Here is a 19,481-nt window from a genome sequence, read left to right as displayed (position 1 = left end):
CGACTTCTGGATAAGGCACTCCTCTGATGATGTTGGCGTCCATCGATCGCTGGACCTTGGGTGCGCGTGCGGGTTGAGTGCTCATGGTGTGCATGCGGCAGCACTGCCATATGGCAGCAAAGGACAGCTTCGGCCACGATTTTGAGAAAATCGCCGTCGTCGCACTTTTGTATCAGGTCCATAAGCGCCACGCTGCCGTCGGGTGTCGTGCGAGTAATCGACAAACACCTCGTTTCCGCACGGAATTGAAGGGAAGTTGCTAGGCGTCTGATGCCCAAATTGCGTAACCTTGGGCGCGAAGATTGCAGGCTGGGCAGGCGCCGCAACCATATCCCCATGCGTGCCGCTGGGTCCGATCACCTTCGTAACAGGTGTGCGAGTGCTCGACGATCAACTCGACCAGGGGTAGCCCGCCCAATTGGGTCGCAAGAGACCAGGTTGCCGCCTTGTCAATCAACATGAGCGGCGTGTGTATTACGAAGCGCTTGTCCATTCCCAGGTTGAGCGCCACCTGGACGACCTTGATGGTGTCGTCGCGGCAGTCCGGATAGCCGGAATAGTCTGTCTCGCAGACCCCGGTCACGAGGTGCTTAATCTCGCGACGGTAGGCGATTGCGCCGGCGTAGGTCAGGAACAACAAGTTGCGACCTGGCACGAAGGTGTTCGGCAGTCCACTCTTGGCGAAGGCGATGGTGGCGCCGGTCGTCAACGCGGTGTCGCTGATCCGGCCAAGCGATGACAGGTCGAGCAGATGATCGTTTCCCAGGCGTTGGCCCCATTGAGGAAATGCCGTCCGGATCTCGCCCAGGAAACGGGTTCTCACGTCCAACTCGATCCGATGACGTTGGCCGTAGTCGAACCCGATCGTTTCCACTCGATCGAAACGGCTCAGCGCCCAGGCGAGACAGGTCGCCGAGTCCTGGCCGCCAGAAAACAAAACCAGCGCGCCGCCATCGCTCATACCCCTTGACCCTCCCGGCCGAAATAGCTGCATGCGCCCTGATCACTGTCGCGACGCACGGTAACGCGCCAGAGGTCGGGACAGACGGGTTCGACCTTGCGCCAGATCCAGGCCGATAGATTTTCCATCGTCGAGGGACCAAGGTCATGGAGTTCGTCGAGGAACCGATGATCGAGGCCCTCCCGAGCAGATTCCAGCGCACGCTCGAAGAGCCCAAGGTCCATGATCATCCCGGTCTGAGGATCTGGGCGACCCCGAATCACTACCTCGGCTCGGTAGGAATGGCCATGAATTCGGCGGCTCGGCTCTGTGTCGATCACGCGTTCTAGCGTGTGGGCCGCGTCGAATCGAAATTCCTTGCTGAGTTCGAACATCAGGGAATCCCCAGAACTTTGTGTGATTGTAGGGAGAGCCGCCAACGCGGGTTAGCCAGACAGTAAGCCACGGCAGCGGCTGTGTTGGCCGCAAGGTCGGGCCCGTCCATGGGTTGGAGGAGGTGGTGAGCAAATGCCAACTCCTCGAAACGGTCCGGCAGTGCCTCGGGTTGGGGATAAACCAGCTTGAGTTCATTCCCCTGCAGGATTTGGAGTTTCGCGTTCCCCTTTGGGCTGACCGCAATCCAATCGAGTCCAGCCGGCGCGGGGACGGTGCCGTTCGTTTCCACTGCCACCTCGAAGTCCATGGCGTGTAGGCGCTCGATGAGTAATTCGTCGACCTGCAACAGAGGTTCGCCGCCGGTTAATACAACGAGGCGGCGGCCTCCCCGGCCGATCCAGGCGTCGGAGATCGCCTGAGCGAGGGCGGCAGCGTCCTGGAAACGCCCGCCACCCTGACCATCAACGCCAACGAAGTCCGTGTCGCAGAAGCGACAGGTCGCTGTTCCTCGATCTTGCTCGCGGCCGCTCCAGAGATTACAGCCTGCGAAGCGACAGAAGACGGCGGCGCGGCCCGCATGCCGGCCCTCGCCTTGCAGCGTGTAGAAAATCTCTTTAACGGCGTATGCGACCATCGTTAGGCTGCCCGCGCTTGTTCGGCGAGTGCCGCCTTGATGACGTCCAGGAGATAGAAGGATAATTGGCGGACGTCTGCGGGGACGTTCTGCAAGCCGTTCCACCGCCGGCGCTCTTCGCCGAAGTGCCACTCGCCGGAGGACCAAGCTGTCTTGCCTTTCAGCGGACGCAGTCCGCGAGCGAACTCGTCGCGAGCCTCGGCACCGGTGACGGCGTTAAGGTAGTCCATCACATAGCCCAGGGCGATGATGCCGGTCCCATGAATGAGCCGGGAGTCTTTGGGAGTCTTCCCATCCCAATCAGTGGCGAAAACCGTCTGCACAGCGTGCCAATATTCGCTGATCAGTTCGACGCCTTTGCTCAGCAGAAGCGCGTCGTCACCGGCGTAGAGACGCAAGGCGCCGTCGCTTAGCGAGTTCATAATGACCCGTTGGAGGACTGTATCGCGAATCACGCCCTTCGGGTTCGTCTGCTGTTTAATCAGGCCCTTGAGCGCTGAGCCCGCGCGATAGTTAAGGGCTTCGGTGAGCAGCGCGGCCTGAGATCTACTTGACATCCGCGGTGGCAGGTCGGCGACCTGCGGCAGCAATTCATAGATTAGTGCCTTTGGCAGGGGGCGAGTATTGTTGATTAGGATGAACTGCTTCTGCAACTCCTCCTCCGACTCACAGAGGAACCCGGAGACCAGTACTTCGAACTCCCTTCCGTAGAGCTCCGACAGTGCCGTGAATCGCTGCTGTCCATCGACGATCCAGCCGGGCGGCCCATCGCTGATGTCGATCTTCAGGCGCCGCGATTCCTTCGCCTTACGAGACGGTTCGAGTTCGGCCTTGCCCAGGAAGGCCACAACGATCGGATTAGGTAGAATTGCGTTAGGTTTCTCGAGATAGTCGCGGATCTCCCGGATGTGGGCGGCGATCTGCGGACGCTGGAAACCCTGCAGCATACCGTCGGCAGCACGCCCGGCGCGCTCGATTCGGGCGAATCGAGCGATGTCTGCCGCCTTCGCCACGAAGGTGAAGACGGTCATATTGCGGCTTTGCGCCGGGACCAGGGCGTCGAATGAAAGGTGGGTCTCGCTCATACGGTTTCCTGCCGAAATTCGTTGACGTGCGTGTGGAAGACATGGAGGTTGTGCATGCCGCGCCGCTTGTTGCGGTTCGAGGTCCGGAAGATCAGCACTTCGACACCGCCCTCCCGACAGACGCGGCACCCGCAATGCTCCCATGGTCGGTCGGCCAGGGTCTCGGAATAGACTTGGCGCTGTCGCGCCGCCGCGTCGGCACGGCGACTGGGCGAGTTTTCTTCGTCCCAGTTGAGCGCGGCCCAGTAGGCCATGATGGCATCCAGACTCTGATCGAGGGTGGCCTCGCCCGTTGCATAGGCCCTCACGCATTTGAGCGCGGCGTCTTCGAGGTGGCGCGCCGCCTCTTGATTCAAGCTGCCCTCAAGCGCCTTATGCTTGAGCTTGTTATTCTCGGTGGCTTGGGGAATGCGAATAGCCGTGTAGTAGGACAGATCGCCGTCTGCGGTCCGCGCCCAGTAGTTTTTGCGTGCGTCCTTGAAGGCCCGCAAAAGCGGTGATGTCGTGTCGAAGCTAGTGACGCCAAAGTCCTCCAAAGATCGAAGCTCTTCGATCTTCCCAAAGCCGAGCAGGTGGAGCCGCACCGTGTTCGGCAGGGCGTCCCGCACAGCCGCCAGGACCCGCCGGATCTGATTGATCTTCAGCGGGACGGTTCCGCCGATGGCCAGGTAGTTGAAGCCCATTGCGGCGAGTTGGCGGGCGGCGTCCGCCATACTCCGGGTCGACCAGCCCTGGATGACCCCCATCGGGGTGAAGCCAGGCCCCAGCCGTGCGGCCTCGGCGAAAAACTCCACGCCGTTTTGAAGAGTGATCTCGTACCGCTTGCGAATGTCTTCGGGGACATCGGTCAGCGCCCGCTCGACACCCACGTCGTCGAAATCGAAGATCAGGTGGTCAGGCGCACAGCCATGGGAGAAGCCACCGTCCGCGTAGAATTCTACTGTGTCCCTGGCTCTATACGGCGGTTCGGGTAGGTTGCGGTAAGTGAACGCCCCGCAGTCTCCCATCACCACGCTATCCGGGAACCGCTCAAGCGGGTAACGCAGGAACCGGCGGGCGCCCTCGCGCCGAAACCGCATCAACTGCGCCTCGGAATACTTTCCCGGGTGGCGAGCGTCACCGACGATCCCGCGCGACACTAGGATGCCATCGTAGGGCGCCTGGTCGAGAAATTCGTGAGGATATTGATCGTCTCGGTGGACCGTGCGGCCTGCGCCGTTGCGGTCAGCGACAAAGTCGTATGCCGGGTCGATCGTATCCAAGCTGTCGGCGAAGATGAATCTCACGAAGCCACCTTGGCGAAGGCGTAGAGGTGGTCGAGACGAGCGAGGTGGCTCGACAGCATCTTGATGTCGCGGGCAACGTTCTGGATTTCGTTCCAATCACGTTGCAGTTCCGCCCACCGACCCGAGGTCCAATGGCAGTGCGGGGCTACACGACTAAGAGCCTCATAGGCGTGGGTGTAGAGATCGACACCCGGCGCAGCCCGCGACATCACTCTGTCCATAAGCAGGCTCATGGCTTCGATGCCCGCCGAATGCATCAACCGGCTCTCAGTCGCAGGTCGACCCCACGCCTCCGGGAAGGCGTCTCGAGCGGCGGACCAAAACGCGGTGAGCACTCGATACATGCCATCGACATCGGCCGGTTGCGAACCGCTGGCCCTGAGCGGTCCCAAAGCGCCCAACCCACTGGCGATGCTTTGGCGAATCCCCTTGATCAGCGCGGAGTCGATGATGACCGCTGTGTTCTCTTCCTCCGACACCCGCCGGATCAGGCCTTGCAATGGCGAATCCGCCGCCGTCTGAAGCCGATGCACCAACAGGCTCGGGATCTTTCGCGCTGCGAGGTCGCGCGGGAAGTACGCGTCGACCTCAGGCAGCAATTCATTGATCAGGCGCGGATCAAGTGGCTTGGCCTTGTTTACCAGGATGAACTGTTCCCGGTGGACGGAAAGATCTTCCGAAGCGAACGCAACCACGGGGACGGGAAAGGCCTTATCCTTGGCTTGGGATAGAGCGAGTGATCTCTGCTGACCATCGACGATCCAGGCGGCACGCGTTCCATCCACTGGCACGGGGATGCGTAGAGTACCGGCCTCCGCCACACGCAAGTCGCCTTCCGGCCGCTCACCCCGTGCTGCGGTGAATCGTGCACGCGGCGAGATGGCCAGGATGATGGAATTCGGGAAGAGGGCCGGGCCGTGGTTAAGATAGTCGGTGATTGCCTGGACGTGGCTCCTGATGCCCTTCCGTTGAAACCCATGGAGCGAGCCCTCGGCATCGCGATGCACCCGTGAGAGGTCTGCGATCCTCAGTAAGTCCGCGCCGGCGAGGAAGAAGGCGTAGACGGCCTTCTCGGCCTGGAACGTCCGAACGGCGCGCACCGCCAGAATAGGCTCCCCGGTCTTCTTTGGGCGGGTCATGACGCGCAGTCCTCGGCTTTTGCCTGGCGAAACAACTCAGTGAAACGGCCCTGTTCGCAGGCGATGTAGTCTTCGTCCCGGAGTTGACGCAGCAATCGACTCGCGCTCGCGCCCGGCGCTAGGCGAGCTTTGATCAAGGTTAGGATGTCAGCGTCCGACCCACTCCGGCGGGTCGGCCGCAAAGGTGCGCGGACCGGCGCGAGCGCGCATTTGACCGCCTCGGCGTCGCCCTTTTGATCGCGAGCAACGACTGCGATGTGCTGCGCGAAATGTAGCAGGGCGCGCTGAGCGAAGTCGGACCGCGTGCCCGGCATCATGGTGTCCAGACGATCATCATAGGGGGCTACGGCCTCGCGCACAGTCGGAGGTAGGAGCGTCGAGAGGCCGGCACCGAATATGCGAAGCCGCTTTAAGTCGTCATGCGGCAGGCTTGCGAGCGTCGGCGCGATCATCACAGCATAGGGCCGGGTCAGGGCGATCAGCACGCGACCCGAACCCGGCGAGAACACCTTATCCCATCCGACGGCGTGGGGGCCTTTAGTGAGCGCGGCGAACCACCGACTCGCGTCGAACGGCCCGATGACTTTGCTCCAAATGGACTCCGCGCCGCTGCGCGAGACCGTCAACCCATAGGCGGGAACAGGCGTGTCGGACGCCACTAGGCCGAGGCCTGCTGAGAGAATGAAGAGCGGAGCGGCGGTTACCATCGCGGCGTCTCGGGCAAGGCCGAAAGCGCGTCCGGCGTAGAGGTTGGCGGCAACCGTCGTGCGAGGCAGGGATTGCGTCACGGCTATCCATTGGGCCGCTAGGTCTGCCTGGGTGGCGGCGGTAAGCGCCGCCGGAGTGCCCGCGGGCGATGGCTTGAACCGCTTTTGTTTAGTGCAGATGGTGACGATCGACAAGTTCGAACGCGCCACTGGGACAGCCTGGGTTCCAATTACGGCGGCCGTCTGCATAGATAACTGTGCCCCCAAATGTTGCTCACCTGCTAGTCAGCGCGTTCGCAAACCCCACATCTTGGGGTGCCGACGACATCGACTACTATCTGCGGAGGATAGCATAGTCGCGATTCTTCAGCTAGCCCTGGAGAGATCATTCGAAAAAATTGTGCACCAGCGAGAGGTTCGAGATGCTCGAAGCGTGGATGCAGGGTACAATTATCGGGACCTGCGCGCCGGCAGCGCCGACCAATCCGAGATTAATTGCCGTCTTAACCGGCGGAATTTTGCTGATAAGCGGCGACCTCCGCGCCAACGCGTGTCGGACCATCGTGCGCCCCAACGTGGCTAGGCACGTCCGCCAAGCTCGTTGTTCCTAGGGGGCGCTGCGGTGTTCAAGGCGCGTACATAAGCCACCCAGCCTCCCGAAGGCCGCCTATAGAGGAAGAGTGCCGACGGGTTTCTGTGACGGGTTAAAGGCTGGAGGAGAGGCCTCCGGCGCCCGTCATGGAGATATCCCATGACCCAGATGGAAGTTCTGGACGCCGCTCGCGGCCGTAACGGCGGCTACAAGGTGGACGTGAGCCGCGGCGAGCGCGTCGGCCGCGTATCGTCGGAGTGGTTCAGCCGACCGGCGGACGAGCGCTATCTCTCCTTGTCGGAGCTCTTTGCGTCCGTGCGCGGCCGGACCGAACGCAGCCGGACCCGGACGGTGGAGAGCGCCGCGATCCGGGTTGACGCCAGCCGCGGCGACGCCGAGCGCCTGACGCTAATACTACCGGAGGCCGAGGCGCCGATCGCTCCAACGCATTGGAGCTTTGGCCAGCTCGCCAGCCTGGTCGGCGCCCCGGCCGCTTATTTGCGCCAACTTCCCGCCCCGCTCGCTGGCATCAACCTGCAATACGGTCTGACCACGCACCGCGCCGAGCAGGTCAAGACGCTCGAGATCGAGGATGGCCGCGTCGAGTTGCGCGCCGTGACCGGGCCGGACTATGGCCGCATCTTCGACCACGAGTTGGTCGCCGCCGTGCAGCGCATCGCCGGCAATGGGACTGGCGACACGCGCTGGAAAGTGCCGGGCGTGCTCGACTGGTCCACCGGGGTCTACAACCCGTCCGTCGACATCACCCAGGACACGACGACGCTCTACGCCTCGGACCGCGACGTCTTCCTGTTCCTAGTGGACGACCTCAACCCGATCGAGGCCGGACAGCTGCCGGACGGCTCGCCCGATCTCTATTTCCGCGGCTTCTACTGCTGGAACTCCGAGGTCGGCGCCAAGACGCTGGGCATCGCGAGCTTCTACCTCCGCGCCGTCTGCCAGAACCGCAATCTGTGGGGCGTCGAGGACTTTGAGGAGATCACCATCCGGCACTCCAAATACGCCGCCTCGCGCTTCGCCCACGAAGCGGCGCCGGCGCTCACCCGCTTCGCCAATTCCTCGCCAATGCCCTTTGTCAACGGCATCAAGGCGGCGCGGGAAAAGATCGTCGCCCGCAATGACGATGATCGAAGTGAGTTCCTGCGCAAGCGCGGATTCTCGAAGGGCGAGACAGCCAAAATCATCGAGACGGTGCTGGCCGAGGAAGGTCGCAAACCCGAGAGCGTGTTCGATTTCGTGCAGGGCATCACCGCCGTCGCCCGCGGCAAGACCCACCAGGACGCCCGGCTCGACCTGGAGGCGCGGGCGAAGAGGCTGCTCGACCGGGCAGCCTGATTACCGGAAAGCCGGAGAAGCGGATTTGCGCATTTCCGGCTTTCTACCCAGACCGCAGCCTTCGGCAGATTGGTAGTCAATGGCCCGCCGATTGGTAGTCACCGGCAGCTTTCTCTATCCTAATCAATGGTTTCGCGGCGCTGCCCTCAGAGGAAGAGGGCGGCGCCGTGTTCCGTGACGGGTTGCAGGCCGAGAGAGAGGCTTTCGGCCGCCCGTCGCGGAGTATCATCTCATGGCGACCGCCGTTCAGAAGATCACCCTCGCTCCCTCGCGCGACATCCCCTTCAACAAGCTCGTGCTCAGCCAATCGAACGTCCGGCGCGTGAAGGCGGGCGTCTCGGTCGAGGAACTGGCCGAAGACATCGCCCGCCGCGGCCTGCTGCAAGGCCTCAGCGTCCGGCCGGTCATCGACCAAGCCGGCGTCGAGACCGGCATATTCGAGATCCCGGCCGGCGGCCGCCGGTACAGGGCGCTGGAGCTGCTCGTGAAACAGAAGCGGCTCGCCAAGACCGCGCCCGTGCCGTGCGTGATTCGCGAGGGCGGCATCGCCGAGGAGGACTCGCTGGCCGAGAACGTCCAGCGCGCGCCGCTGCATCCGCTCGATCAATTCCGGGCCTTTCTGGCGCTGCGCGAGAAGGGCCAGTCCGAGGAGGAAATGGCTGCCGCGTTTTTCGTTTCGGTCAATGTGGTGAAGCAGCGGCTGAAGCTCGCTTCGGTCTCACCGGCCCTGCTCGACGCCTATGCCGACGACGGCATGACTCTCGATCAACTCATGGCCTTCACCGTCTCCGCCGATCACGCGCGCCAGGAACAGGTGTTCGAGCGGCTGCAAACTTCCTATGACAAGCAGCCGCACACCATTCGTCGGATGCTGACCGAAGGCGCCGTCCGCGCCTCCGACAAGCGGGTACAGTTCATCGGCGTGGACGCGTATGTCGAAGCCGGCGGCGCCATCCTGCGTGACCTGTTCCAGGGCGACGATGGCGGCTGGCTGCAGGACGTCGCGCTGGTCGATCAGATGGTGGCCGACAAGCTGAGGGCGGAATCCGAAGCGATCGCGGCCGAAGGGTGGAAGTGGATCGAGGTCGCGCCCGACTTCGCCTACGGTCACACCTTCGGCCTGCGTCAGCTTCGCGGCCAGGAAGCGCCGCTCACCGCCGAAGAGGAAGCAACCCGCAGCGCGCTCCAGGCGGAATACGACCGGCTGTCGGAGGAATATGCCGACGCCGACGAGTTGCCCGAAGACGTCGATCAGCGCTTCGGCGAACTCGAGACCGCAATCGAAGCCTTCGAAACTCGGCCAGTCATGTTCGACCCTGCCGACGTTGTTCGCGCCGGCGCCTTCGTCAGCATAGCCCATGACGGCACCCTGCGTGTCGAGCGCGGCTACGTTCGCACCGAGGACGAGCTGCCGGCGCAGTCCGACCCCGGTCCGGCGGCAGACGACCAGGCTGCCCGGCCCGTGGCCGCGAGCTACGGCGGGGATAGCGTGACGGTGGACGAACCCCCGACACAACCCGAGGAAGACGAGGGCCTGTCTCCGATTTCGGACCGGTTGATGACGGAACTCACCGCCCACCGGACGCTCGGCCTGCGTCAGGCGCTCGGCGAACGGCCCGACGTCGCCTTTCTCGCCGCCCTGCACGCCCTCTCGCTGAAGGCGTTTTATCACTACGGTTCGGATAGTTGCCTGGATCTCGATCTGAAGAGCGTCAGCTTCAGCGCCCAGGCGCCAGGCCTGAACGATAGCGCGGCGGCCGAGGCGATCCGCGTTCGCCACGAAACCTGGGGAAAGGCGCTCCCGAAGAACTCGGCCGACCTATGGAATGCGCTGCAAGGCTGGGACGGCGACAGTCGGGGCGCGCTTTTCGCCCACGTGGTCAGCCTATCGGTCAATGCCGTGCATGAGGCATGGAACCGGAGACCGCGCGCTTTCGCCCATGCCGATCAACTCGCCCAGGCCGTCGATCTCGATATGGCCGCCGCAGGATGGCAGCCGACCGTCGACAACTTCCTCGGCCGCGTCACCAAAGGGCGGATTTTGCAAGCTGTTGCAGAGTCGAAGGGGGAGCGCGCAGCGGAAAGCATCGAGCATTTGAAGAAAGGCGACATGGCGGTGAAAGCGGAGGCGCTGCTCGCGGACGCGCGCTGGCTTCCGGAGCCGCTCCGGACGCCTGGGCACGCGCCCTCGGGCAACCTCTCTGCCGCGTGCACAGACCAATCCGCACCGGTCGCGCCTGAGGTCGAAGAGACGGCGGTCGCCGGATATGAAACGGCCATGGGAGAACCCTCGGTCGAAAGCGAAGATGAGGCCGACGCATCCGGCCCCGAGCGCATCGCCGCAGAATAGAAGTATCGATCCGCCTCATTGGTCCGCCAGCGATGGCGGGCCTTTTTCGTCTGGGAGTTCGCCATGGCGGAAAACGCCGCTGAGCTGGCACACCGCCTCGCTCGCAATGCCGAGGCGGTGTGCCGCCATTACCTCTCCGCTGGGCGTCGCGAAGGCGCCTACTGGGTCGTGGGCGACGCCCGCAACACGCCGGGGCGGTCCATGTTCGTGCGTCTCAGGGAGACGGCCAAAGGTCCGCCCGGCAAATGGACCGACGCCGCCACCGGCGAGCATGGCGATCTGCTCGACATCATCCTCGAGAGCCGCAGCCTTACCGACTTCAAGGACGTCGTCGATGAAGCCCGCGCTTTCCTGAGCCTTCCGCAACCTGCTGAACCGTCGCGGTGGCCGAACGTCGCTCCAGCGAGGCCGGATGCGCCGGCCGGATCTTCCGAAGCAGCGCGCCGGTTGTTCGCTATGTCGCAACCCATCGAGCGCACTCCCGTGGAAGCGTATTTGCGCCAACGCGGCATTTCGGCTTTGCACGGAACCGGCAGTCTGCGCTTCCATCCACGCTGCTATTACCGGCCGGACGAGCACAGCCCGACCGAGACTTGGCCGGCGATGATCGCCGCCGTCACCGATCTCGCGGGTCGCCTGACCGGCGTGCATCGCACCTGGCTCGACCCTGACGGCTTCAACGAGGCGACGCTCGGCAAAGCGCCGATCGACACGCCGAGACGGGCTATGGGCGATCTGCTCGGCCACGCGGTGCGCTTCGGCGTCGCAGGCGAGGTCCTCGCCGCCGGCGAAGGCATCGAGACAATGCTGTCGCTCCGCTGCGTCTTGCCGACCATGCCGATGGTAGCCGCGCTCTCGGCCGCGCATCTTTCGGCCATCCTGTTCCCGGACATGCTGCGACGCCTCTACATCGCCCGCGACAACGATCCGGCAGGCGATAGCGCGGTGGCGATGCTCCGCGACCGCGCGCAGTCGGCCGGGACCGAGGCGCTCGTGCTTTCGCCACGGCTAGGCGATTTCAACGAGGATCTCCGGCTGCTGGGGATCGACGCGCTCCGGGCGGCGATACGGGAGCAGATCGCGGCGCAGGACGTCGCCCGCTTCATGGAGATGGCGGCATAGCCGGCAGGGAAGACTGCGCGGCTCGTCTTTCTCACGCGATGGACCGGCTTTCCCTAAGCGGCGGAGAGGACCGCGCCCACGGCCTTCTGGAGAGGGCGATCGGGCGCCATGCGGTGCAGACCGGCAATGGCTGCGGCCAACGATTTTCCGGCGGCGCTGCGCGCCGTTCCATCGCGAAGCAAAATCGCCGGCCTACGCCATCCTCCGCTGGCGCTTCGGCCCTTCGCTGCGCTGCGGGTGCAGGTCCGCCCCGCCCGCCGCCTTCGTCGCCATGAAGGCCGCGATGGGCGCGGCCGATCCGACGAGGAAAGCCGCGATGTCCATCGACCACGACGAAGAGTTCGAGCCCCGCCACAGCGCATCCCCCACCGACCGTGTCCTCCAGGAACTTCAGCTCTACGGCTACCGGCCCTTCCGCGACGAACCCGACCCGCGGCCCCTTCCCGAACCGCACATTCTCGCTGGCAGCATCTCCGACATCTTCGACGCCCTCGTGGTGGCGCTCGCGGAAACGCGCCTCGAACCCGACCTCGAGGATCTGCTCTGGTCGACGGTGAACGTGTTCCATCGCGCCATCGACCGGATCGAACGCGAACTCGACGACAACGAGCTGGCGCAGCGACGCACGCAACGGGAACAGGACGGGAGCGAGGTCAAATCCGTCGAACTCGAACGGCTGACATCGGAGGGACAAACGCTGATCGAGCGCCGCAACGTCTTCGAGCTGATGCGCGACCAAGCTGCCGATCAGTTCGAGCGGCACACACACTCGGCCTGGCGGCCGCGCAGCGGATCGAAGGTCAACCATCGCCACCTCACCGCCGCGATGATCGACAGCCGCGACTTCCTCGCCGCCAAGAAGCGCGCCGACCGGGAGGTGCTGTTGCCGGCCGGGCCGAAGGTGGCCGTCACCGGTGGCCTCGATTTTAACGATCACCGCCTGATCTGGGCCAAGCTCGATCAGGTCCACGCCAAGCACCCTGACATGGTGTTGCTGCACGGCGGTTCGCCGAAGGGCGCCGAGCTGATCGCCGCCAAATGGGCCGACAACCGCAAGGTGCCGCAGATCGCCTTCAAGCCCGACTGGACGAAGCATGCCAAGGCGGCGCCGTTCAAACGAAACGACGCGATGCTGGACGCCCTGCCGATCGGGGTAATGCACTTCCCGGGTACCGGCATCCAGGACAACCTCGCCGACAAGGCGCGGAAGCTCGGCATTCCGGTCTGGAAGTTTGGCAAGGGCGGCGCGTGAGCGCCGTCGACAGACACAGGCCAAACGAACGACCATGCCGGATTTCTGCTGACGCCTTCGGCTCTTTTCGACTATATTCGCGTCTGCGCCATGATGGTGGTGGAAGGCGCGATCCTTACGTCCGACTCGGTCGTGGAGTTCGCCACCATGCTCGCCATCGGCATCGTTCTCAGTCTCTTCGGCATCGGTTTTTTTGCTGGCTGATGTTCAATCTCGCCGTTTACGCGCTGCCCTTCTTCGCCGGCATGACCACGGGCCTCGCCGCCTATCATAGCGGAGCGGGTCTCTTCGGCGGCCTGATCGTCGGGTTTACGGCGGGCGCCATTACGTTGGTCGTCGGCCAAGCGATCTTCGCGACCTTCGCCTCACCCGTGCTGCGGGGGCTCATCGCGCTCCTTTTCGCCGCGCCCGCAACCGTTGCCGGCTACCACGCCACCCTCGCGCTGGCCCGGATCGGCGTCCCAGCCGAAGGCTGGCGAGAGGTGTTTGCCATTGTGGGCGCGATCGCCATCGGTGCGACCGCTGTCGTCCGAGTCGCTGGGATGGCTTACCCGTCCGGTGTCCGACGTGTCTCTGTCGCGATGTCGGATCAGTCGCAGATGGCGACAACGCCCAGGATCTCCTGATCCCCGATTTCTCTGATCGCGGTCGAGCTTGGGATAGGTCGGCGTTGAGCGGGGGCATCCCTCCGACGAATGAAGCGCGCGCACTCACGTATCGCTGAAGCTAGGCCGCGGTGTCTACCCACCGTCGATCTGCGTGCTGGCTGAAATAGCGTCGCTTTCCCCGCCTTCAGGGACTCAGGCTGGTCCGCCCTTTTCTGCGCCAGGGGCTCTTTCTCTCCCCGTCAGCGCCGCAGCCCCTTGTTCGTGCGAACCGAAGCCCGCCACATCTTTCCCCAAGGATGCTGTTCACCGCGCGCGAGCACGGGGCCTCTCCTTGGCTTGATCTGGCCGAAGACCGGCTGCGCCTCGATCGTCTGAGCCGCAACGTCGCCGCATCGACTTTCTTCCCCTGGACCGACCACCCCACGGGACGAGCCCGCGGGACCCCGGATCGGCCCATTCCTCGCGAGACAAGAAAGTCTCCTCGGCGCCGTCCTCCGCTGCGCTACGGCCCTCGGGCCACCCCATCGCACATACGCCGAAAGGGCGGCGATGGGGACCCCGACCGTCGGGTGCGTCGTCGATCGTCTTCGGCCTGCCGATCGCCATCGAGGCCGCGATGGTCGCGGGCTCGCGAACAGCAAGGAGAAGTGACATGGCCACCATCGGTTCCTTCAAGAAGGTCGGCAGCGAGCTGCAGGGCGAAATCGTCACCCTCAGCGTTCAGACCAAGGGCGTCCGCATCGTCCCGGAGGCCAACCGGGCGAGCGACAACACGCCCAGCCACCGCATCTTCGTCGGCCGGGCGGAGATCGGGGCGGCCTGGTCCAAGCGCTCGAACGAGGGGCGCGACTATCTCTCGGTCAAGCTGGACGATCCCAGCTTCAACGCGCCGATCTACGCCAACTTGGTCGATGACGAGGACGGCGAGGGGTTCACCCTGATCTGGTCGCGCAGCCGCCGCACCAACGGCGACTGAGCCGACGACGCGAAGCCCCGTCCGGAACCGCCGGACGGGGTTTTCCGTTTAGGGGATCAGGACGACGGATCGCTCTCCGCGATGCCCTCGGCAGCCGTCGCAGCGAAATCCTCATCCAGCAATGCAGCCGGCTTCACGCCGACCGCCTGAGACACGAGCCAAAGCGTCAGTAGCGTGACGTTCTGCTGACCGCGTTCCATACTGCTCACATGAGCTCGATCGACATCCATCCGCTCGGCCACGGCCTCCTGGCTGAGACCCGCTTGCGTTCGAAATCGTCTGAGATTTGCGCCAAAAACTCGCCGGATATCCATCCATAGGGTGGACACCAATCGCGTATTTTGGCGCTACGTATTATAATACGCGGCCTTACGTCCCGGTGTTCGCGGGGCCACAGGTTCGCTATCAACCACGCCGCCGGGCCAGACCTCCGTCTGGGGACACGAGAGACGATCAGGACCGCGCCAATGGATTCGAAGATCGCAGACGCCGCGCCCAACGCGACGCACGTTACGGATTACGACCGATCGCATGCTGCGATCTATCTGCGCCTGCTCGACGCCGCCGAGGAAGGCGCGCCGTGGGAAGAAGCGGCGCATATCGTGCTGGGCATCGATCCGGGGCACGAACCCGCTCGAGCGCGCAGCGCCTATGAATCGCATCTGGCGCGCGCCCGCTGGCTGACAGCGCAGGGCTACCGAGATCTCCTCAGCACGCCGAGCTGACCCGAACCGCGACTCCGGCTTTACGTTTCCATCCGGTCCCGCGATCACGGATCCGCGTATTTACGCCGAGCCGATTCCGGCATGGCGCGATGCCGGCGGGTGGACTTCACATCCGGCGACTCGCTCACACCTCAGTCCTCGCAACCGAAGGCATCACGTCGTTCCGTCGCGGAGACCGACCATGTCGAAGGAGGATTGGCGGTCTCCTGCCGCCTACGAATACGCCAAGACGCTTGAATCCGCCGGGCTCGCCTGGGAGTTCCTGCGGCGTAACCCTGCCTACCGGGCCGATTATCGGGCCGCCGCCGGCGACGCTGGCGCCGCGGATGTCCGCGCCGGCGTCTGGGGGTTACGATTTCCTGGCGGACCCTGACGCCCGCGCCGACCAGTCGCCCGCTTTCTGGCGACCGAACGAACTGGCGTCGGTCGTCATCCTCGCCGCCGCGCCGGCTGGCGCGAGCCAGTCCGCCCTTACCCTTGCCGATCTTCCCGCTGAGATGGTCCGTCGCGACGCCGAGGATGGCGCTCATCTCATGGTCCGGAGCGAAGCCGGCCTCCAGCAGCTCTGGGTAACGGCGGGAACCGACGCTGGAGCGTCCCTCGCCGCCATCATTCCGCTCGACGCCATGACCGCGGCGCGGGCCGACGCGGTCGTGCGGCTTTGGGAAGCGCAGGCGCGAGGATCATCTGGCCCTCGAAGATCCCGATCCCGACGCCTCGAACGCCTGATAGCAGCCTTGCAAGCCTTGGACGCGCGGCTGGATGGCGCCAGCTACCGCGCGATTGCTGAGGTCATCTTCGGCCCCCGACGCGTTGCCGACGAGGCCTGGAAGACATCGTCGTTACGCGACGCGGTCATCCGCATCGCGCGCACCGGCGTCGCCTTGATGCGCGGTGGCTATCGCAAGCTGCTGAAATCGAAGCCACCCGAATAGCGTCGCGCGCCCGGGGGGTGGCGAATTCGCCGCCCGCAACTTCGCCATCCCCCTTCACCCGCTCGATTGCCGAACGTGATCCGCGACGGCCGCCGCCATCCGGCGACCCCTCATAGGATCACGGAGGTATCCCATGTCCACCACCATCGCGGGCATGCCACAACGCTATCTGCGCACGCCGGAGGCTGCGCGCATCGTCGGGCTCTCCATCCGCACGCTCGAGAAGCACCGCATCTACGGCACCGGGCCGCGCTATTCGAAGCTTGGCGGTCGCGTCGTCTATCGCCTCGAAGATCTCCAGGCCTGGGTCGAGTCCGGCGCCAAAGCGTCCACCTCGGACCCCGGCCGTTCGACCGTCCTGCCCGCCAAACGCCACACGGCCGATGCCCTGGCGCGCGCCGCGCTTCCGCGCCGCTGACTTGCCCGATGTCCTCGCGCCACCGCCCTCAATCCGAACGCGAGCAGCTCGAACTCTTCCGGGCGCTGCCCGGCGATCTCGCGCCACGCGACGCGCAGGACCTCATGGCTTACCCCTTCTTCAGCCTCGCCAAGACGCATCGCACCACGCCGATCGATTTCCGGATGAACGATATCACCATCCGGGTCGAAGCCGTGCCTGAGCACGGCATGGCGACGATCTGGGACGCGGACGTCCTGATCTGGGCGGCCTCGCAGATCGTCGAGGCGCGCGACGCCGGAATCCGCACATCGCGCCTGATGGCGGCCACGCCTTACGAGATCCTGACCTTCATCGGACGCGGCACGAGTGCACGCGACTATCACCGCCTGAAGGCCGCGCTCGACAGGCTCCAGTCGACGACGGTCGCCACGTCCCTGCGTCAGGCGGCGGAACGGCGGCTGCACCGCTTCTCCTGGATCAACGAGTGGACCGAGCACGCCGACAGGCATGGCAACCCCGCCGGCATCGACCTAATCGTGCCTGACTGGTTCTATCGCGCCGTCCTCGATGACGCGCTCGTCCTGACCATTGACCGCACCTATTTCCGCCTGACCGGCGGGCTGGAACGCTGGCTCTATCGGCTCGTCCGCAAGCACGCCGGCAACCAGCACGCCGGCTGGCGGTTCGATTTTCGGCACCTGCACGCCAAGTCAGCCAGCCTTTCGCCCTTCAAGCGCTTCGCCTTCGAGCTGCGCGACATCGTCCGCCGTCAGCCCTTGCCGGGCTATCGCCTGACCATCGAATACGAGGCAGGGCGGCGCGAGCTGCTCGCGTTCGTCAGCGCGCGGTTATCCACAGGCGTCTGTGGACAAGCTGTGGGAACGCTCGTGCCATCGGGAACCGGCGAACACGTGCCATCAGGAACCGCGGGCTCGTGCCATCGGGAACCGAAAACGCCGATTCCGATATCCAAAACAGTCACTTACGACACACCTAACTTAGACTCTAACCCAAAAGAATCTAACCTTCTTGAAGTTGGCCACGCGCCAACCTTGGGGATAACCCGGGGTCGCGGGCCATGATCGTCGCGCTGCTCAATCAGAAGGGCGGCGTCGGCAAGACGACGATCGCCCTCCATCTCGCGGGGCGATGGTCCCGGGAAGGGAAGCGGGTCATCGTCATCGATGCGGACCCGCAGGGTTCGGCGCTCGATTGGTCCGCGCAGCGCGCCCGGGAGACCGCGCCCCGGTTGTTCGGCGTCGTCGGCCTCGCTCGCGACACGCTGCATCGCGAGGCGCCGGACCTCGCGCGCAGTGCTGATCACGTGATCATCGACGGGCCGCCTCGTGTCGCCGGCCTGCTGCGCTCGGCCCTACTCGCCGCCGACCTGGTCCTGATCCCCGCGCAACCCTCGCCGTTCGATGGGTGGGCGTCCGCCGAGATGCTGCGGCTGCTCGAGGAGGCGCGCGTCTTTCGCCCCGGACTCGCCGCGCGGTTCCTGCTCAACCGCTGCGCCGCGCGCACGGTGATCGCCCGCGAGACCGCCGACGGCTTGGTCGAGCACGATCCGCCGGTTCTCGCGTCCCGCATCGGCCAGCGCGTCGCCTTCGCGGACGCCGCGCGTTCGGGCCGCCTGGTCGACGAGCTCGCCCCGGACAGCCTAGCTGCGCGAGAAATCGCCGCGCTCGCCGCTGAAGTCGAGGCGGTGGCGACATGACCGATCGTGTCTCCAAGCGCGCGTTCGCCGCGCGACCGGCCACCCCGGACGCCTGGGTGCGAACTCAGGATTTCGCGCCGCCGCCGCGCGGCGCCGACACGTTCTCCGCTCGGCTGACAATCGACGTGACGCCTGAATTGCGCGGACGGATCAAGATCGCCGCGTTCCGCCGTGGCGAAACCGTCGCCGACATGCTGCGCGCTCTGCTGCTGCGCGAGTTTCCCGACAACGAGGGAACGGCGTCATGACGGCTGACACGCGACCGCGATCGCGCGCATCTCATGCTGCCGCACCGCTGACCCACGTCCAACTGACCTGGATCGAAAAGCGGATCGAGCACTGGATCCGCTTCGGTCGCGACATCGAGGAAACGATCCTCGACCGGCGACGCCGCGTGCTGAGCTTCGCGCCGAATTCGCTCTTTGCCTTCGTTCGCTGGGCCGCCAAAGACTACGGCACCGTCGTATCCCGGATCGATATTCTCCGCGCGGTCGCCGCCGGCGAAGCCTACCAGACCGTGCCCTACGTCCAGCCAGGTGGCGAGATTCTGCTGCGGATCAGCGGCTGGCCAAAGGTCGAGCGCACGCTTCAGACCATCGACGCCATCGAAGCGCTCGACATCGATCCCAGCGAAGCTGCGCCCGATTATTGGCGTCACGTCCATAACCGGCTGAGCGCTGGCGACGCGCCGCGCCCCTACACCCGCGAGCGTCATCGCGCGTGGCTCGCGCGTCGGAGCGTCGGCCTATGACGCGCAAACGCTGGTCGATCTTCGCGAGCCTGATCGCGCTGGCCGCGGCCACGACGCTCGTCATCCGGCCAAGGCCGCTGTTGATCTGGAACGTCAGCGCGAGCGTGCCGATCGGCTTCTACGCGATCGAGTCCGCCGGGCAACTGCATGTCACCGAATTGGTCGCCGTCGATCCGCCGCCGGAGCTCGCCAGCTTCCTCGCGGAGCGTCGCTACCTGCCCCGGGGCGTGCCCATGCTGAAGCGCATCCTTGCCCTTCCGGGCCAAATCGTATGCCGCGCAGGACGCACGGTCAGCGTCGATGGCATTGCGATGGGCGAGGCCCTCGACAGCGACAGCCAGCGCCGCCCACTGCCAGTCTGGCAGGGCTGCCAGCGCGTGCCGACAGACTCGATTTTCCTGATGAACCGGGGGTCGGCGCACTCCTTTGACGGCCGCTATTTCGGCTTGCTGCCTGCGAGCACGATCGTCGGTCGGGCGGTTCCCCTCTGGACGCACGAGGAGGACTGAT

Annotated in this window: 23 protein-coding genes; 15 read left to right on the top strand and 8 right to left on the bottom strand. The window is 64.8% G+C overall.

Features of this window, described 5'->3' with window-relative positions:
* Nucleotides 1-259: 259 nt before the first annotated feature.
* The 7 genes from queC to B8460_RS00345 are packed head-to-tail and all read right to left on the bottom strand — an operon-like array spanning nt 260 to nt 6,382.
* Nucleotides 260-961, bottom strand: a complete 702-nt coding sequence (gene queC, locus B8460_RS00375) for a 7-cyano-7-deazaguanine synthase QueC (RefSeq protein ID WP_048859583.1) — start codon at nt 959-961, stop codon at nt 260-262.
* Nucleotides 958-1,335, bottom strand: a complete 378-nt coding sequence (locus tag B8460_RS00370; RefSeq protein WP_084623043.1) for a 6-pyruvoyl trahydropterin synthase family protein — start codon at nt 1,333-1,335, stop codon at nt 958-960. The genes queC and B8460_RS00370 overlap by 4 nt, the downstream gene beginning before the upstream one ends.
* Nucleotides 1,335-1,970 carry a 7-carboxy-7-deazaguanine synthase gene (gene queE, locus B8460_RS00365; protein ID WP_048859581.1) on the bottom strand — a complete coding sequence of 212 codons (636 nt, stop codon included), beginning with the start codon at nt 1,968-1,970 and terminating at the stop codon, nt 1,335-1,337. Before queE ends, B8460_RS00370 begins: the two co-directional genes overlap by 1 nt.
* A 2-nt stretch (nt 1,971-1,972) precedes the next feature.
* A complete protein-coding gene (gene dbpB / locus B8460_RS00360; protein ID WP_048859580.1) occupies nt 1,973-3,055 on the bottom strand; it encodes a DGQHR domain-containing protein DpdB in 1,083 nt (360 codons plus the stop codon).
* Nucleotides 3,052-4,341, bottom strand: coding sequence for a tRNA-guanine transglycosylase DpdA (dpdA, locus tag B8460_RS00355; RefSeq protein WP_048859579.1), 1,290 nt, complete (start codon nt 4,339-4,341; stop codon nt 3,052-3,054). Before dpdA ends, dbpB (B8460_RS00360) begins: the two co-directional genes overlap by 4 nt.
* Nucleotides 4,338-5,480: a DGQHR domain-containing protein DpdB gene (dbpB, locus tag B8460_RS00350; protein ID WP_048859578.1), complete on the bottom strand. Its 1,143-nt coding sequence runs from the start codon at nt 5,478-5,480 to the stop codon at nt 4,338-4,340. The genes dpdA and dbpB (B8460_RS00350) overlap by 4 nt, the downstream gene beginning before the upstream one ends.
* Complete coding sequence (locus B8460_RS00345; RefSeq protein WP_148360178.1) at nt 5,477-6,382, bottom strand: hypothetical protein; 906 nt, start codon at nt 6,380-6,382, stop codon at nt 5,477-5,479. Before B8460_RS00345 ends, dbpB (B8460_RS00350) begins: the two co-directional genes overlap by 4 nt.
* A 556-nt stretch (nt 6,383-6,938) precedes the next feature.
* Between B8460_RS00345 and B8460_RS00340 the strand changes: the two genes are divergently transcribed.
* From B8460_RS00340 to B8460_RS00315, 6 genes are all read left to right on the top strand, one after another.
* On the top strand, nt 6,939-8,135 hold the full coding sequence (locus B8460_RS00340) for a hypothetical protein (RefSeq protein ID WP_048859576.1): 1,197 nt from the start codon (nt 6,939-6,941) through the stop codon (nt 8,133-8,135).
* Between the two features lie 232 nt (nt 8,136-8,367).
* Complete coding sequence (locus B8460_RS00335) at nt 8,368-10,485, top strand: ParB/RepB/Spo0J family partition protein (protein ID WP_048859575.1); 2,118 nt, start codon at nt 8,368-8,370, stop codon at nt 10,483-10,485.
* Between the two features lie 63 nt (nt 10,486-10,548).
* On the top strand, nt 10,549-11,607 hold the full coding sequence (locus B8460_RS00330) for a DUF7146 domain-containing protein (protein WP_048859574.1): 1,059 nt from the start codon (nt 10,549-10,551) through the stop codon (nt 11,605-11,607).
* 283 nt (nt 11,608-11,890) lie between these two features.
* On the top strand, nt 11,891-12,859 hold the full coding sequence (locus B8460_RS00325; RefSeq protein ID WP_456303895.1) for a DUF2493 domain-containing protein: 969 nt from the start codon (nt 11,891-11,893) through the stop codon (nt 12,857-12,859).
* Between the two features lie 203 nt (nt 12,860-13,062).
* On the top strand, nt 13,063-13,485 hold the full coding sequence (locus tag B8460_RS00320; protein ID WP_199445494.1) for a hypothetical protein: 423 nt from the start codon (nt 13,063-13,065) through the stop codon (nt 13,483-13,485).
* Between the two features lie 634 nt (nt 13,486-14,119).
* On the top strand, nt 14,120-14,443 hold the full coding sequence (locus B8460_RS00315; RefSeq protein WP_048859572.1) for a DUF736 domain-containing protein: 324 nt from the start codon (nt 14,120-14,122) through the stop codon (nt 14,441-14,443).
* Between the two features lie 56 nt (nt 14,444-14,499).
* On the opposite strand, the gene B8460_RS00310 is transcribed toward B8460_RS00315, so the two are convergent.
* Nucleotides 14,500-14,757: a helix-turn-helix domain-containing protein gene (locus B8460_RS00310; RefSeq protein ID WP_048859571.1), complete on the bottom strand. Its 258-nt coding sequence runs from the start codon at nt 14,755-14,757 to the stop codon at nt 14,500-14,502.
* Nucleotides 14,758-14,910: 153 nt separating this feature from the next.
* Here B8460_RS00310 and B8460_RS00305 point away from each other — a divergent pair, with 153 nt between their 5' ends.
* The 9 genes from B8460_RS00305 (at nt 14,911) to B8460_RS00265 (ending at nt 19,480) form a co-directional block, all read left to right on the top strand.
* Nucleotides 14,911-15,168, top strand: coding sequence for a DNA -binding domain-containing protein (locus B8460_RS00305; protein ID WP_048859570.1), 258 nt, complete (start codon nt 14,911-14,913; stop codon nt 15,166-15,168).
* Nucleotides 15,169-15,349: 181 nt separating this feature from the next.
* The gene (locus B8460_RS23245) at nt 15,350-15,541 is read left to right on the top strand and encodes a transcriptional regulator domain-containing protein (RefSeq protein WP_084623041.1); all 192 of its coding nucleotides are present in this window, start codon (nt 15,350-15,352) and stop codon (nt 15,539-15,541) included.
* Entirely contained in the window at nt 15,495-16,103 is a 609-nt protein-coding gene (locus tag B8460_RS23240) for a DUF2285 domain-containing protein (protein WP_048859569.1), read from the top strand. The genes B8460_RS23245 and B8460_RS23240 overlap by 47 nt, the downstream gene beginning before the upstream one ends.
* Nucleotides 16,104-16,236: 133 nt before the next feature.
* Nucleotides 16,237-16,521, top strand: a complete 285-nt coding sequence (locus B8460_RS00290) for a helix-turn-helix transcriptional regulator (RefSeq protein ID WP_048859568.1) — start codon at nt 16,237-16,239, stop codon at nt 16,519-16,521.
* Nucleotides 16,522-16,529: 8 nt separating this feature from the next.
* Nucleotides 16,530-17,585 carry a replication initiator protein A gene (locus tag B8460_RS00285; protein ID WP_048859567.1) on the top strand — a complete coding sequence of 352 codons (1,056 nt, stop codon included), beginning with the start codon at nt 16,530-16,532 and terminating at the stop codon, nt 17,583-17,585.
* On the top strand, nt 17,582-18,220 hold the full coding sequence (parA, locus tag B8460_RS00280; RefSeq protein ID WP_048859566.1) for a ParA family partition ATPase: 639 nt from the start codon (nt 17,582-17,584) through the stop codon (nt 18,218-18,220). The genes B8460_RS00285 and parA overlap by 4 nt, the downstream gene beginning before the upstream one ends.
* Nucleotides 18,217-18,468, top strand: coding sequence for a hypothetical protein (locus tag B8460_RS00275; RefSeq protein ID WP_048859565.1), 252 nt, complete (start codon nt 18,217-18,219; stop codon nt 18,466-18,468). Before parA ends, B8460_RS00275 begins: the two co-directional genes overlap by 4 nt.
* Nucleotides 18,465-18,971: a DUF2840 domain-containing protein gene (locus B8460_RS00270; protein WP_048859564.1), complete on the top strand. Its 507-nt coding sequence runs from the start codon at nt 18,465-18,467 to the stop codon at nt 18,969-18,971. Before B8460_RS00275 ends, B8460_RS00270 begins: the two co-directional genes overlap by 4 nt.
* Nucleotides 18,968-19,480 (top strand): S26 family signal peptidase, encoded by a 513-nt coding sequence (locus B8460_RS00265; RefSeq protein WP_048859563.1) that lies wholly within the window; start codon nt 18,968-18,970, stop codon nt 19,478-19,480. Before B8460_RS00270 ends, B8460_RS00265 begins: the two co-directional genes overlap by 4 nt.
* Nucleotide 19,481 lies beyond the last annotated feature (1 nt).

The sequence above is a fragment of the Acidisphaera rubrifaciens HS-AP3 genome (assembly GCF_000964365.1).
GTDB lineage: Bacteria > Pseudomonadota > Alphaproteobacteria > Acetobacterales > Acetobacteraceae > Acidisphaera > Acidisphaera rubrifaciens.
This window is presented reverse-complemented; position numbering and strand designations above follow the sequence as displayed.